The organism is Paenibacillus piri (genome assembly GCF_004354045.1).
In the GTDB taxonomy this organism is placed as follows: Bacteria; Bacillota; Bacilli; order Paenibacillales; family NBRC-103111; genus Paenibacillus_S; species Paenibacillus_S piri.
This window is the reverse complement of the sequence record NZ_SMRT01000002.1, coordinates 711,352-725,945: the sequence shown is the minus strand read 5'-3', so window position 1 is coordinate 725,945 and position 14,594 is coordinate 711,352. Positions and strand designations below refer to the sequence as shown.

At 51.8% G+C, this 14,594-nt stretch carries 14 protein-coding genes; all 14 read right to left on the bottom strand.

The annotated features are described in order from the left end of the window. Window positions 1–15 precede the first annotated feature (15 nt). The 14 genes from E1757_RS08095 to E1757_RS08025 all read right to left on the bottom strand — a co-directional run bounded on the left by E1757_RS08095 (window position 16) and on the right by E1757_RS08025 (window position 14,250). Entirely contained in the window at window positions 16–1,008 is a 993-nt protein-coding gene (locus tag E1757_RS08095) for a carbohydrate ABC transporter permease (protein ID WP_246079071.1), read from the bottom strand. 294 nt (window positions 1,009–1,302) lie between these two features. After that, on the bottom strand, window positions 1,303–2,007 hold the full coding sequence (locus E1757_RS08090; protein WP_133226474.1) for a PIG-L deacetylase family protein: 705 nt from the start codon (window positions 2,005–2,007) through the stop codon (window positions 1,303–1,305). 195 nt (window positions 2,008–2,202) lie between these two features. Continuing rightward, window positions 2,203–2,406: a cation transporter gene (locus tag E1757_RS08085; protein WP_133226472.1), complete on the bottom strand. Its 204-nt coding sequence runs from the start codon at window positions 2,404–2,406 to the stop codon at window positions 2,203–2,205. Between the two features lie 199 nt (window positions 2,407–2,605). After that, window positions 2,606–3,601, bottom strand: coding sequence for a 4-hydroxythreonine-4-phosphate dehydrogenase PdxA (gene pdxA, locus E1757_RS08080; RefSeq protein ID WP_133226686.1), 996 nt, complete (start codon window positions 3,599–3,601; stop codon window positions 2,606–2,608). Continuing rightward, entirely contained in the window at window positions 3,601–4,965 is a 1,365-nt protein-coding gene (locus E1757_RS08075; RefSeq protein ID WP_133226470.1) for a four-carbon acid sugar kinase family protein, read from the bottom strand. Before E1757_RS08075 ends, pdxA begins: the two co-directional genes overlap by 1 nt. Before the next feature lie 161 nt (window positions 4,966–5,126). Then, window positions 5,127–6,968, bottom strand: coding sequence for a PrpR N-terminal domain-containing protein (locus E1757_RS08070; protein ID WP_133226468.1), 1,842 nt, complete (start codon window positions 6,966–6,968; stop codon window positions 5,127–5,129). A 90-nt stretch (window positions 6,969–7,058) separates the two neighbouring features. Further along, entirely contained in the window at window positions 7,059–8,027 is a 969-nt protein-coding gene (gene msrA / locus E1757_RS08065; RefSeq protein ID WP_133226466.1) for a peptide-methionine (S)-S-oxide reductase MsrA, read from the bottom strand. A gap of 55 nt (window positions 8,028–8,082) precedes the next feature. Further along, window positions 8,083–8,553, bottom strand: a complete 471-nt coding sequence (locus E1757_RS08060; protein WP_133226464.1) for a GNAT family N-acetyltransferase — start codon at window positions 8,551–8,553, stop codon at window positions 8,083–8,085. A 148-nt stretch (window positions 8,554–8,701) separates the two neighbouring features. Further along, complete coding sequence (locus tag E1757_RS08055; RefSeq protein WP_133226462.1) at window positions 8,702–9,127, bottom strand: SRPBCC family protein; 426 nt, start codon at window positions 9,125–9,127, stop codon at window positions 8,702–8,704. Window positions 9,128–9,164: 37 nt separating this feature from the next. Beyond that, window positions 9,165–10,880, bottom strand: a complete 1,716-nt coding sequence (locus E1757_RS08050) for an ABC transporter ATP-binding protein (protein ID WP_133226460.1) — start codon at window positions 10,878–10,880, stop codon at window positions 9,165–9,167. Window positions 10,881–10,923: 43 nt separating this feature from the next. Continuing rightward, entirely contained in the window at window positions 10,924–11,385 is a 462-nt protein-coding gene (locus tag E1757_RS08045) for a GNAT family N-acetyltransferase (RefSeq protein ID WP_246079070.1), read from the bottom strand. Next, window positions 11,382–11,822: an HIT family protein gene (locus E1757_RS08040; protein ID WP_133226458.1), complete on the bottom strand. Its 441-nt coding sequence runs from the start codon at window positions 11,820–11,822 to the stop codon at window positions 11,382–11,384. The genes E1757_RS08045 and E1757_RS08040 overlap by 4 nt, the downstream gene beginning before the upstream one ends. Window positions 11,823–11,843: 21 nt before the next feature. Beyond that, window positions 11,844–12,395 (bottom strand): hypothetical protein, encoded by a 552-nt coding sequence (locus E1757_RS08035; protein WP_133226456.1) that lies wholly within the window; start codon window positions 12,393–12,395, stop codon window positions 11,844–11,846. 520 nt (window positions 12,396–12,915) lie between these two features. Next, window positions 12,916–14,250 (bottom strand): IS91 family transposase, encoded by a 1,335-nt coding sequence (locus E1757_RS08025; RefSeq protein WP_133226454.1) that lies wholly within the window; start codon window positions 14,248–14,250, stop codon window positions 12,916–12,918. Window positions 14,251–14,594: the final 344 nt, after the last annotated feature.

The following is a 14,594-nucleotide window of genomic DNA, read 5'->3' as shown; positions in this document are numbered from 1 at the left end:
GCTCCTTCCTGAATATCAATGTCCGGGCGATGACTTCCCGCCTGTCAGCTTCACCAATCCGCCCAAAATCAGCGATATGAACAATACCGCGATGCCGTAAAAAATTCCCGCCGATGATGCAAACCCGACTCGCGCTTCCCCCGCGCTGGAGAAGGCGTAGCGGTAAATATACAGATCGACCATATCCGTCGCGAAAGCCGGTCCCCCCTCCGTCATCGCTTTAACCAGATCGAACACATGCAGTGCATTGACGGCGGACAGCAGCAGAATGACGCTTCCTACCGGGAGCAGCAGCGGAATCGTGATGAAGCGGAATTGATGAAACGCCGTTGCGCCGTCCACTTTGGCAGCCTCGTAAATTTCTTTGGGCAGCGATTGAAGACCTGCGAGCCAATAGATCATTTTCATCCCGAAGCTTTTCCAGATTCCGACAATGATAACGATCAGCAGCGCCGTATCGATCGAGCCGATCCAGTCCACAGGCTTATCCAACAGTCCGAGCTTTATAAGCACCTCATTCACAAGTCCTTTATACGCTCCGAAAATAAAGCGCATCACCAGCCCGACGACAGCCGTCGTCGTCACGACAGGCAAAAAGTAAATAGCCCGGTAAAAGGCCGAGCCCTTCAGCCAGCTCGCGTTCAAAATCAGGGCCAAAACGAGGGCCAAAGGCACTTGAACGCATACCAAAACGACCATGAAAATAAAGTTATTTTTGAATGCATTCCAAAATACGGGGTCGTAGACCGTCTCGATAAAATTATCGAATCCGATAAACTCCTCCAGCGGCCCGTAGCCGTTCCAGCGGTAAAAGCTGTAAACGTAGCTCATCAATATCGGGTACAGCGTAAAGACGATAAACATAATAAGCTGCGGCGCAATAAACGCATAGCACCATAAAGCCTTGCGTCGCTGTTGGCGATTTAAAGACTTTGCCGGCTTGACCTGTTTGACAGCCCCCGACTCCCGGGCAGCGGTATTCCCCTCCAGCTTCGCCGAATGATTCAAGACTGTTCACCTCCAATTTCGTGTAGTAGCTTAATTGTAATCGCTGTCATCCCGGCCCGAAAGAATCGCGTTTTTACAATCAAGTGTGTTTTTCTTACTTTTTGGCGCACTAAAAAACCGTCCTGAAAAATCATAGGACGGTCTCGATGTACAAACCCATACGTTGTGCGTAAAGAGGGACTGGTGTGAGGTTCCATCCGTTATCCCCCCTCGCACCTGTTGCCTGGATGCATTCCATTCTGCGCAGTACGGTTGGATTATTCATTGCAAATGCATGCAGTCAGTCTGGAAAATTCATTGCAAATCGTCCAAAGCTGACAATTCCTGCTTGTGCGGCCACCAGACGCCTCTTTCCCATGCTAATGCAAACGACTCGGTTCTGCGGTTGTCCGGACAGGAGGATAAGTCGCCGAAATAACGTTCGATTGCTAAAATTTGCGACGCATGCGCCTTGAGCGCTTCGGCTTTTATGTCCCACTGCGGTTTCGTATCGATACTAAGAGCAGGAATATGTCCCTGCTGCCGCAATGTGTCGGACATGCTGTAATACAGCTTTTGCACAGTCGGGCATTTGCCGCTCGTTACCGCAGCGGTTGCCATTCTAGATATAGCGATGTGATCGGGATGAAAATTGCCGCCGTCCTCGGGAAAGCTGAAAACGACCTTGAGTCCGTATTTATTGATAAAAGCGGCCACCTGCTCTACGAAGCCCGACTCCTCGACCTGGTTCAGCTTCCCGTCCGGATGACCCAAATGCTCAACGACCGGCAAGCCCAATATCGCGGCAGCCCGTTCCATCTCCCGCTCCCGCAATGCGGCAAGCGCCTCATTCGTAAAATGGGCGGCATGGCCGTTCTTCTTGCCGGCATCCCCTTTCGTCGCCAGCAGCAAAACCGGCTTCTCCCCTTGATCGGCAAGCTGTCTGATCAAGCAGCCGCTCAGAAAAGTTTCATCATCGGGGTGGGCATAAATAAAACCGACGTTATAAGATGGCTCCAACTATATCGCCTCCTTCGCTAACCTGTATACCTTTATCGTAACATACTCCGGCGAATCAGACAGCCCGGCTCAGAAATAAGGGAGTCCCGAATATCCACAGAAATTAGTTGTGTACCATTACTTAGCAACAAATAGACCTCCCCAAAGAAGGAAGGTCATTTATTTATTAACTGAATTAAATATTAATAAGATTCATTATTCCTTTATGTCGTAGCCCTGATCCTCGATCGCATCTTTTATCACTTTCAGCGAAAGCTTGCTTTCGTCGTACAGGACCGAGACGGTTTTCCGGGCGAGATCGACTTTCCCCGACGCGCCGGTCTGCTTGACGGCACCTTCGACAGACTGCGCACAGTGGCTGCAGGTCATTCCTTCCACTTTCAGCGTTACGCTTTGCATGACGACGACCTCCTACGGATGAAGCAAATTGGACTCCTTACTCCCATTATAGCAGCCGCAGCCCCTAACTATGTCATGCGTCTTCCGTTTCATTCGCACCAAATCGAGAAGCCTGCATTTGGATTACCTGATCTACGCTTGCCACCGGGTATGATCTGCCTTCGCACGGCCGAACGGCGACTCATCGTTAAGCACCGGATTACTGCTTGGGTGCCATTTCAGCGGCTACACGGATTGCTGTCAGCAAACTTTGCTCGTCGGCTTTGTTGCGCCCGGCGATATCGAAGGCCGTCCCATGATCGACGGAGGTCCGGATAACGCCGCCTTTCAATCCGGCGGTGATGTTGACGCCGGATTCGATGCCGAGCACTTTGACCGGCGCGTGGCCCTGGTCGTGATAGCAGGCCACTACCATGTCAAAGTCGCCGCGAGCCGCGCGGTAAAACAGCGTATCCGCCGGATACGGCCCCGACACGTTAATCCCTTCGGCAACGGCGCGCTGGATGCCCGGAACGAGCTTTTCTTCCTCCTCGCCGTTCCCGAACAAGCCGTTCTCGCCCGCGTGGGGATTGATGCCGCACACCGCGATCCGCGGCCTAGTCATGCCGGCATGGGTCAATGTATCATGCGCCAGCTTGACTACCTTGTACGTTCGTTCCGGGTTGATCGATTCGATCGCTTTCAGCAGCCCCACATGCGTCGTCAAATGAATAACTCTCAATTTCGGCGTATACAGAATCATCGAATAATCTTCCGTACCGGTGAGACTTGCCAATATTTCCGTATGTCCCGGATATAGATGGCCGCCCTTATGCAGCGCTTCTTTATTTAAAGGCGCCGTACAGATTGCGTGGATCTGTTTGTCCAGAGCCAATTCAACCGCTTTAGCCACATAATGGAAAGCCGCATTGCCCGCGGCCGCCTGCACTTGCCCGTAAACTAAATCGTCGGGCAGCAAATCCAAATCCAGCACCTCGATGACGCCGTATTCGTAACGCGCCTCCGATATACTGTGTATCGCTTTAACGGCAGCGCTGCCGTTTACGATGCGGACCGCCTTTTCAATCATTTTGGCGTCGCCGATCACGACTGGCCTGCACATTTCATACAGCGGTTTATGCTGCAGCGATTTAACGATAATTTCCGGTCCGACTCCTGCACCGTCGCCCATCGTAATTCCGATAACCGGTTTGATCATGCTGTTGTATCCTCCCCTCGTAATTGCCCGATAGCGCGGATAAGCACCTGCTCCGAGCCAAAACCTCCTGCTTTGGTTACCGCTTCGACCGTCCGGCCGTCGCCGATCAGACGTCCTCGCGGAATGCCGCTTTCCAGCTCATCGAGCAGCTCGAAGCTGTACGCCCCCCAATGCAGGCACACCTGCTTGGCGGTATCGCCGCCCGTCAGCACGACGCCTTGCAGCGGATGCGACTTCATCAGCATAGCGGCGGCTTCGCCGAGCATATCGGCGACCCGTTCGCTTACGGCAGTCGGATCCAGGCCGAACCGCCGTCCGACTTCGTTCGCTCTGTCGATATCCGCCTGATCGCCGGAGCTGAACAGCGCGACATTCATCCCCTGGCGCAGCGATGCTTCCGCTTCCCGGCAAATTCGCGCAAGCTCGGCGTCTTTCGCAGCGCCTCCTTCTACGGATGCATAGGCTTGAAGCTTGACCGGCTGCACGGCATCCCGTACGCGAAGCAAAGCGTCCAGCTGCTTGCGCGACTGGCCGTTGACGCTTCCGACGACAAGCAGCACCGGCAGCTTCGCCGCAAGCTTGCCGCTGCGCTCCTCGCCCCCAATGGCTGCGTCGTTTGCCTGTATGGCATTGCTTTCGGTCGCGGAATCCGTAGAAGCGCTCGCCTGAACCATCGGCAGGAAGTTCGCCAAGCCTGCCGAACCGGCCCATACGACACGGCGTCCCGACTGCTCTATGCAATTTGCAACAGTCCGCAAATCGGATTCCGAACCGGAATCGAACAAGATGTAACGGATTTGTCGATCCAGCAGCGAGCTCAGCTTTTGCTGCATATGAGCGCCGCCCTGCCGCAAATCGTGATGGTCGATCAAGCCGACCTCGCGCTTCGTTTGCAGCTTGAGCAGCGTCGGGATATGCGACTCCTTCACCGGCGTTTTAGGGTCCGAACCCGCAGCCGTTTCATGCACCGGGATGCCGTTCACATACAAAATCCCATCCCGAACCAGCCGACCGGTCTGCGGGAAGGCCGGCGCGAGCACAATCAACTCGGGCTCGACCGCATCGAATACAGCATCAAGCTCAACACCGATGTTGCCTCTCAACGTTGAATCCATTTTTTTATAGATCGTCCCGCAGCCCAACTGCCGGACATAAACGGAAGCCTCCTTCACTCTGCGGTAAGCTTCCTCCGGCGAGGCGGCTCTGCTGTCCGTATCGAGCACAACCGCATCCAGCCTGCTGCAGGCTTCGTTTCCGGCCTCCATTTGGATCAGCACGGATGTTTTCAACCCCCGGCGCGCCAATTGGACGCCGGTGTCGTTAGCGCCGGTTAAGTCATCTGCGATAATGGCCAGTTCCAACGTTTCACCTCTTTTGCCAAATTCATTTTCGCGCTGCTGCCTTCATCATCATTCATGGCTACTATCAATTTAGTATACATCACTTCATTTTGCAACAATTATTTCTCGTCGATTATAAAACTGCTACTAAGTGTTGCAATTCGAATCATTGATTCAACAAATTACGATTCATGCTCGTTTTGCTTCAGCTTCCGCCACAAGGTTGACCGGTTAATGCCCAGACGCTTCGCTGCATTGGACTGATTCATTTGTTCCTGCTTCAGTACGGCCTGAATAACGTCCCGTTCAATCGCTTCCAGCGTCTGATTGAGATTGATACCGCCGCTGATGCCCGCTTGATTTCCGGAACCCGTATTGCGCCAGCCTTCGCTTAAAGCATCATGCTCCAGCCCGGCTAATGCCGACTCATCGATAAAATCGCCCTTCGCATAGTGAACGAGCCTATCGATCGTTTCTTTCAGCTCATTGAAGTTGCCTGCCCAGGGACGTTCGAGCAGCGAGTTCAGCACATCCGGCCGCAGCCCGACGATCTGCTTGCCCGACGTTTCGTTCGATTTGGCGATCAAAGAGCGGATCAACGCTTCCAGCTCATCCCGCCTGTCGCGAAGCGGAGGAAAGTATCGTATCCGGTCCTGCAGCAGCTCGAACAGCGCGGACCCAAGGTGTCCATCCCGGCGCAGCTCGCCTGGCGAACGCTCGAACGATAATATAACTTGAGCCTGTGCCGCCGTTATCGCTTCAGCCAACGCATTTTGCTGCGAAGCATCCATATCCTCCACACCTTTAAGGTAAAGAACGGCCGACTGATCCAGACGCGCAAGCCATTGCTCAAGCGTAATTAGCGAAAGTTTGCCCGCTTTCGGCAGCTCCGCCGCGATGAACAGCCGCTCTTGTTCAGCCTGAGCCGTATGTTCGCCGCCCGACCATGCTGCGCTCCACAGCCGCTTGCCCGAGCCTTTTTCCCCGTACACGGCAATCGGAAGTCCATCCGGCGCGTCTCCCGCGGCGAGAGAGCCTGCGTTGGCTGTTTGCCCGAGCGGCTGCAGAAACGTATTGCCCTGACCGGCCTCCGTCCAAAAGCTGACGCTCAGCACGTGCTCAGCAGCGGAATCGGGCTTGGAATCGGATTGAACGTAATAGAAGCCGGCTTCCGCCGCATGCGCGGCCGCGCTTACAAGCATCGGCGTCGAATGCGCCGGCCTGCAGGTTAATGCGACCCGGTCGATATCTATGCCTAGCTTCAAGCATGTGATCAGCTTGGACAAACAAGTGCCTCGTTCTATCGGCGCATCATGAAGCGGCTTGTCTCCGGAAATTCCCCATTGCGCGCAAAAAGCATCGTTCACGTACTGGAACCGGTTCTGTTCGTTCAATACGGCGAGGCCCGCGTCCAGCTTGTCAAGCAGGTGCTCATAAACCGTATATTTTTGTTCATAACGCGCTGCGATCGTCCGCATATATCTCGCTTGGGCGAAAGCTTCCAGCACAGCTTCTTTGCCGGAAGTAATCAGAATGCCTTCCATCCCCAGCTCCTGCGCTTTTCTGACGGTGACCGTATCTCCGAGCACAACGCCGACGCCTTTTTCCTTCGCGCGCGCAACCGCCTGCGACGCTTCTTCCTCGCGACCGATTTCCGTATAAGGGATGTCAATCCCCATAATCCGCGACACCGCAATAAAGCCGTCGATTACATTCGGAAAACCGATCATTTCCACACGGGACGAAATGCCTTGCACCAGCGTAAGAATACGCATCATGTCATAGCCGGAAACGTGAATCTCGATAACCGGAATCGTAACAAGCTGGCGCAGCAGCCTGGCCGTACCGCCGCGGCTGACGATCACATCGTACTGCCCTTCTTCCATTTGCCCGACTAACGGCAGAACTTCGGAGAGGTCGCCCTGCAGCATCGTAAGACGAAAATCGCTCAATTCTTCCTTTAAGCCCGATACCAACTCGAATAAACCTTTATAAGGTGCAATCACCAACGCATGAATCATCATTATTTAACCTCGTTGCATTTTGATACACTCATTATAGTTGCTTGACAGTCAAAATAAAAGCGCCTTTCTTTAAAAGGCGCCCAGCCGCACTCACGCAAAGAAAAGCTTCGCATAACGTTCATAGCCTTCCCGCGCCAAATCTTCTTTCGGTATGAACCGCAACGCAGCGGAGTTGATCCGGTAATGCTGCCCGGAAGGCGGGGGTCCATCGAGAAACAAATAACCGAGATGGGAATTGGACAGTCTGCCGCGGATCGCCGTTCTCACCCGGCCGCCGCTTAAATCCGCTTCCTTGGCGATAAAGCCTTCTTCTACCGGCTTCGAGAATCCGGGCCAGCCGCTCCCTGAGTCAAACTTGTCATGCGAGCTGAAAAGCGGATCGCCGTTCACCGCGTCCACATACAGCCCTTCTTGAAAATGGTTCCAGTACGCATTCCGGAATGCAGGCTCGGCAGCCCGGTTTTGCGTAACGTCATACTGCAGTTCCGTCAGCCTGCGGCGCAAACGTTCCTTGTCTTTTTTCCCGTTCCAGTGACGCTGTGCGAATTCATCGCGTCCTGAGCTGTCCCGGTATAATTTATAGTGCATGTAATGGGTCTTATAGTAATCCTGATGCTCCTCTTCAGCCGTGTAAAACGGACCTGCCTTTACAATTTCCGTTACGATTGGCTTTTTGAAGCGTCCGCTTGCTCTCAGCTCGTGCTTGGACGCTTCCGCCTCCTTCCGCTGAGCCTCATTATGGACGAAAATCGCCGTCCGGTAAGAATAGCCCCGGTCATGGAATTGTCCCTCTTGATCCGTAGGATCTATCTGCTTCCAAAATAGTTCCAGCAGCCGCCGATAAGGAAATACCGCCGGCTGAAACGTAATTTGTACCGCCTCGGCATGTCCCGTCGTTTCGCTGCCGACCTCCTCGTAGGTCGGATTATCCGTATAGCCGCCCGTATAGCCGGAAATGACGGAGATAATTCCCGGCAGCTTATCGAACGGCTTTACCATACACCAGAAGCAGCCTCCCGCAAATGTCGCAAGCTGCAGTTCCTGCTCCGCTTCTTTCATTCGACTGATTCACCTTCAATCCGATTCGCATCGCTTCGCCCGGAAGCCGCTATTATTATAAAAATAACATATAGACGCCCTTGCCCTCTATTTTTTCAAACCCAAGGTCCTCATATAGAACGCGGGCGGGCACATTCGTTTCATCTGTTTCAAGTTGCAAACGGACGGCCTGCTTCGTTCGGGCCAAGCCAACCGCATATTGCAGCAGCTTTTTGCCTATGCCCTGATTTCTGTAGTCCGGAGATGTATACAGAGCTTCCACACGCAAAACCGGACGCCCTTTGGACATCGAAAAGCTCCATGAGAGGAGCATAAACCCAATGTGCTGCCCGTCCTGCACGGCCATGTAAAGCTCCGCTAGTCCGGAGCTCAACAACCGTTCGAGAAGCGGTACGCATGATTGCGCAAGCTCGGGGGTCACTGCAGGTTCATCAGTTCCATTTGACGAAGAAAACAGATAACCGCTGACCATTCTGCTCGCTTTTGCAACAAGCGATGCTTCCAGTGCGACGATTTCGATCCCCATTGTTGTTCCTCCATTAGCAGCCTTATTTGACTTTGTCGTTCGCTTCATCGCGAAACATCCGCCCAACGACAATAAAAGCTTGATTACTCAAGCTTTTGCCGCCGCATTTCGCTTCATCGATTTATATTGCAGGTCGGCTTGCCGCCGCTTAGCTCCCGTTTGCACTCATTTGCTCGATTGCCGCTTCCCAATAAGCTTTCATATCGGCGCGGACATCTGCGCTATCCAGCTTTTCTTGATGAAAGCTGACGGTCGTCTTTACCGGTCCGCCCGCTAGCAGACGGATTTGCAGCGTCGATCGCTGCGACCAGCCTTGCTTTTGCCATGTAAGACGAAGCTGCTCATACGGTTTGACAACCCGCAGCTCCCCGGTAAAGCCGTCTTTCGTCGTATAAATCTCGCCTTTTTGAACGGCCAGTGCTCTGCCGCTGCTCAGCCACCGTTCAAGTCCTTCCGGCGAGACGATATACGCCCATGCATGCTCGGTTGAAATGGGCAGTGTCCTTCTCACTCCGATTTGATAACCGGCGGAGGCCGTCAGCCCCACTGGTTTGGTATCCTTTTGATTCGCCATGCCGGTCTAAGCTCCTCTACAAGTAGTTCGTGCCCGTTTAAGAACCGAATTGCGCCTTGTGCAATCGGCTGTATACGCCCCCTGCTGCGATCAGCTCCTGGTGACGTCCTTGCTCGGTCACTCCTTTTTCCGTGACGACGACAATACGGTCCGCATTTTTAATCGTGGCCAGTCGGTGGGCAATGACCAAAGTGGTACGTCCGGCCGACAGCTCGGAGAGCGACTGCTGTATGGCCGCCTCCGTTTCCGTATCGAGCGCCGATGTCGCTTCGTCCAGAATAAGAATCGGCGGGTTTTTCAAAAACATCCGGGCAATCGCAAGACGCTGCTTCTGGCCGCCCGACAGCTTGACGCCGCGTTCGCCAATGATCGTTTCCATGCCTTGAGGCAGCTGACGGATAAACGGTTCCAGCTGGGCCCGTCTCGCCGCCTCCCAGACTTCTTCCTTCGTCGCGTCCAGCTTGCCGTAAGCTATGTTTTCCTGCAGCGTACCGGAGAACAAAAATACGTCCTGCTGCACGATGCCGATCTGCTTGCGCAGCGAGTTCAACGTCATATGCCGGATGTCGATCCCATCAATCTGAATGCTGCCGGCGTTCACTTCATAAAAGCGCGGCAGCAGGCTGCATATCGTCGTTTTCCCGGCTCCAGACGGTCCTACAAAGGCTACCGTTTCGCCTGCCCGAATGGAAAGATCGATGTTGCTAATAATTTTTTTATCGGTCTCGTAGCCGAACGTTACCTGATTGAACCGGATATCGCCGCGCAGCTTTTTCACTTCGATCGCATCCGGAGCATCGGCAACATCCGGCTCCGTTTGCAATATTTCAACATACCGCTTGAAGCCGGCAATCCCTTTCGGATAGCTCTCGATAACGGCGTTAATTTTTTCGATCGGGCGGAAAAAGACGTTGGACAACAACAAAAACCCGATAAAACCGCCGTAGGACAGCTCGCCCCGGATGACAAACCAGGTGCCGCAAATCATAACGAACATCGATACGAGCCGCATCATCATATAGCTGACCGACATGCTCTTGGCCATAATTTTGTAGGCAAGCAGCTTCGTCTCGCGAAAACGTTGATTGTTGATCGCAAACAGCCGCTTTTCATATTCTTCATTGGCGAACGATTGCACCACGCGAATTCCGCCGACATTATCTTCAATCCGAGCGTTAAATTCAGCCACATCGCCGAACAGACGGCGGTAGGTCGAAGTCATTTTGCGGCTGAAAAAGATCGCCAGCCAAGCCATGAACGGAATGATGAGGAACGTCAAAATAGCCAGCTTCCAATTAATGAACAGCATTAAAATAAATGCGCCGACCAACGTCATAATGGCGATGAAAATATCTTCAGGACCATGATGCGCAATCTCCCCGATCTCATTTAAATCGTTCGTAATGCGGGCGATCAGATGACCGGTCTTATTGTTGTCAAAAAATCGGAAAGACAGCTTCTGGATATGCTCGAACAGTTTTTTCCGCATATCGGTCTCGATGTTGATCCCCAGCATGTGGCCCCAGTAGGTTACGACAAATTGCAGCACCGTATTCAATACATACACCGCCAGCAAGCCAGCGCACGCCCATAAAATCAAGCCCCAGTCCTTGCCCGGCAGCAGCTTGTCGACAAACTGGTTGACGGCAAGCGGAAACCCGAGCTCGAGCAGCCCGGCGACTACGGCGCAGACGAAATCGAGCACAAACAGTTTTTTATAGGGCCGATAATAAGAGAAAAATAGCTTCAACAAGCCGAATCACTCTTTTCGTTCAAATTTTTTCGTTAATCCCGCTCTATCCGATCCTCTTCTCGTAGCAAATGCTCAGTTCGCAGGCCGCATACTCGCCGAACTTGTCAATTTCCCGGTAACCATGCTTTTCATAAAAACGGAGCGCCTCCGGCTGCCCGGGACCCGCTTCCAATTTGATCGTTTCGAAGCATTGCTCCTTCGCCTGCCCTTCCAAAAACGCCAGCATGCGGCCCGCTATGCCTTGCTTCCTGTAATCGCGGTCCACAAAAAAACGTTTCAGCTCCGTACTCTTCGAGTCCAACGGACGGATCGCTCCGCAGCCCGCAGCGTCGCGGCCCGCATACGCAATAATAAATACGATCTCGCGAACGCGGGGATCCGTGACATCCACTCCGTGTACTTCCTCGGCCGGATAACGCTCCAGCAGCTCCTCGTCCAGCTTGGCGATTAAACGGAGCAGGTCCGGATCGTTCGGCTGCACCTTTTTAATTTCAACGTCGATCAATGTATTCCCTCCCCGTTTTTCAAAAGTCCTTTGAGCTTTCGTCTCGTTTCGGCGAGCCGCTGCCCCGCATAATGCGTATCGGCCGGCTCTACCCAGGCGAAGCCGTCCTGCTTGTATCTTGGAAACACATGCATATGGTAATGCTTCAAATCATTGAATGCTCCGCCGTTTTGCATCACCGTAATGCCATCAGGCGCAAATGTCCTTTTCAGCAACCTGGAAAGCACAGCGGATGCCATCATCACGGCAGCTGCCGTATTTTCGTCCATTTCGTCAAGATCGAGCACATGCGATTTCGGCAAAATCAGCATATGCCCCTCATGTATGGGCGCTATGTCGAGCAGACAGGTCACGTATTCATTTTCATATACAATTTCGGCAGGCATCCGGCCGTTCGCCAAGCTGCAGCCTAAACAATCGGCTGATACCGATAACATCCGAATTCCCCCGCTCTCTTATCAAATCCCTTTATGACTGGCTGGCAGGCTCGCACGCAAATCTTTTATAAACATGTCCGCGAATTGCTGCATTTCCTTATAAATGAATTGGGCTTCCGGCAAATAACAAACTCCTTTACTCAACACATGGGCTTCAAAATAATCCAGTGTTTGCTCCAGACTTTGACCCCTGGCCGTACCTGTACATAACGATTTTACGATCAGGTACGTTTTACCCCCTTCTATTCGGTGCGCATCGTGCAGCAGCTTGCCTTCGAGCGATTCAGGCACCTCGTCCTTTTGCGATTCCCAGGCAGCGGTAACGATTTTATCAATATAAGTTCCGGGGAGGCTCAAGCCATTGAGATACAGCCGGATAGCTGACTCATGCGAATAAATAAAACCGTGAAAATAACAGCCGTACACGATCAAGTCATGATCGGTAATTTCGGGATAATGCTTTAATAAGCGTTCAGCGGAATGAAGCATTCTGTCGATATGAGTCAGATCATGCATGAGATCCTTGCTTTCGTAGAATGGTTTTGCAAAGGAAATAAGACCTTCCAGATCCATCCACTATCCCTCCATTATGAATAGAATCGCTGATGCAACCTTGGTCAACTAAACGATCCCGGCTTTTGGCAGATGTCACATCACAGCAAAAGCTCTCCGGCTCCGGACATCCTTAAATTCTGCTGCTTTCATTGATTATAGCCGGAATTGCATTTTTTGGAAATATAAGAAAAACGCCTTGCGGCGTCCTTGGTGTAAGATTTACGTTTGAGCGTGGGGAGGGATGGATGTGGGGTTACAGCCGTTGTTGAAGTCGTGTTCCTTCGATTAGACTAGGCAGGGGGAGCACGACTTCAAAGACGGCCCGTAAACTTTCCACCCCACATCCATGCCCTCTTACTGTTCTACCCTTGTGTCTTCTGCTACCTCTTTTTTTACTAACCGGTCTTCGATCCGGTATTCATAACCATGTACACCTTTGTAGTATTCCGGGTACATGGCTCCGCCGCAAGCTTCACATGCGAATTGCGGGGGCACTTCCGGGTCTCCATCATCCATCCTATCGAAGTCCCGGACCACACTAAGCGGTATCTTTTCGCTTTCCGAACACGTCAGACATACATAATTGACGGCCTCTTTCGACTGTAGGTACTTGCTTAGGATCAATGGCTTCGGTTTCTTTTTCTTTCCTGGTTTTCTTTTCTTGGATACCGGTGACAGGGTCGATCATCCTCTCTAGCACTGCCCTTGTATTTTGGCATGCCGCATACTTTACTACAAGCTGTCCGTCCTCAGGACAGACTTCTCCCTTGTATTCATAATAACATTCGCATTTTGGGCAGACCATTGGATCTTGTCCTGTTCGTTTCTCTACTTTCTCGTTCCATGTTTGACGGCGCAGAGTACGTTTCGCTTTCACAATCCATCTTCTCGCCTCCTTTTGCCAAGCGGTGATGAGCTTTTTGGCAAGCTTTTTGGTACGGCGAGAGTATACTCCGTAATGACGGATCGTTTTAAACTGTTCATCCGGAATATGACGGATCAACAGGGCCATAAACTCTTCCACCGTGACGGTTTCTCTTTTCTCCGCTTCTTCCGTTTTGTTCATATAACGAAAGGTAACGTATTGTCCGTCATAGGCCTCGATCCGCCTTACTGCAATCGCGGGTCGACGCATATAGCGGCCAATGTATCCCAGTTGCGCCTTCACATCTCCTTTCTGCTTCGGCGCATGCACATAGAAGCCCTCCTCATTTTCTGTGAAGGCCTTCTGCAGCAAAGGCTGCACTTCCTTTTTTTCCGCGGTACTCAAGTTTCGACGAATCAGCTTCAGTACGACCGTTTGCCATTGTTTTCGCAACATTTCAAACGGTATATAGTCATACTTCTTCCACTCTCCATTTGCTTTCATGCCCCCCATGGTCACTACCATATGGATATGAGGATTAAAGTTTAGCCTCGATCCAAACGTATGCAGCCCAGCGATAATCCCGGGTGTGACTTTATGCTTTTTTTCGAAGTATTCCTTTACAATTCTTACTCCTTCGTTCATGAATTCCTTCAGTAAGCCGCGATGTTTCAGGAAAATATCCCTCAATCCTTCATCGATCGTCATCATGACATGCCGATGATTCACTTGAAATGCTTCCTCTGCTAACACCCGGCTCCATTCTTCGGTTTCATTGCATGAGGAGGTTGTACAAAATCGGCCTTTACACCGGTATGGTATGACTTTCATGTCATGGCAGCCTTCGCAGATGAGCAGTTTAAATCCTTTCTTTGTATTTCCGCAGTTCTTGAACTTTTCTACTTCTTTCATGACGACTGGCCGTATTTGTTTCCCATGCTTCTTTACAAAGTTTTCCCAATGGTTATGTTCATCAAAAAATATTTGTCGTAAAATATTGGTCTCCATAACTCTACTTACCAAAAAACTTAAAAAGGGAAACACCTTGGTTCCCCGGATTTTATACTTTGGGCTTCCAATCGCTGTTGAAATCGTGTTGCATGGAATTGATTCGGCGGTAATAACACGATTTCAAAGGCGACCGCTATCGCTTTTCCAGCCCATACCCATCCCCTCACTCCATTTGCTGACTGCAGCTTCTTTGGACACTAAACAACAGATTACTAAGTTGCCCGATTCCTGTCGACAATCCTAATAGTATCAATTGTAGGAAATATTCATCGGTGCAGGCTCTATAATCCTCAAAGCACATGAAAGCCGCTCTATCTTTCCATTTCTGTGGAAAAAGCGGC

Excerpts from the sequence above, each read along its gene's own strand:
- E1757_RS08085 (WP_133226472.1), bottom strand. The coding sequence starts at position 2,406 with ATGCAAAGCGTAACGCTGAAAGTGGAAGGAATGACCTGCAGCCACTGT.
- E1757_RS08070 (WP_133226468.1), bottom strand. The coding sequence starts at position 6,968 with ATGATGATTCATGCGTTGGTGATTGCACCTTATAAAGGTTTATTCGAG.
- msrA (WP_133226466.1), bottom strand. The coding sequence starts at position 8,027 with ATGAAAGAAGCGGAGCAGGAACTGCAGCTTGCGACATTTGCGGGAGGC.
- E1757_RS08060 (WP_133226464.1), bottom strand. The coding sequence starts at position 8,553 with ATGGGGATCGAAATCGTCGCACTGGAAGCATCGCTTGTTGCAAAAGCG.
- E1757_RS08055 (WP_133226462.1), bottom strand. The coding sequence starts at position 9,127 with ATGGCGAATCAAAAGGATACCAAACCAGTGGGGCTGACGGCCTCCGCC.
- E1757_RS08040 (WP_133226458.1), bottom strand. The coding sequence starts at position 11,822 with ATGTTATCGGTATCAGCCGATTGTTTAGGCTGCAGCTTGGCGAACGGC.
- E1757_RS08035 (WP_133226456.1), bottom strand. The coding sequence starts at position 12,395 with ATGGATCTGGAAGGTCTTATTTCCTTTGCAAAACCATTCTACGAAAGC.
- E1757_RS08025 (WP_133226454.1), bottom strand. The coding sequence starts at position 14,250 with ATGGAGACCAATATTTTACGACAAATATTTTTTGATGAACATAACCAT.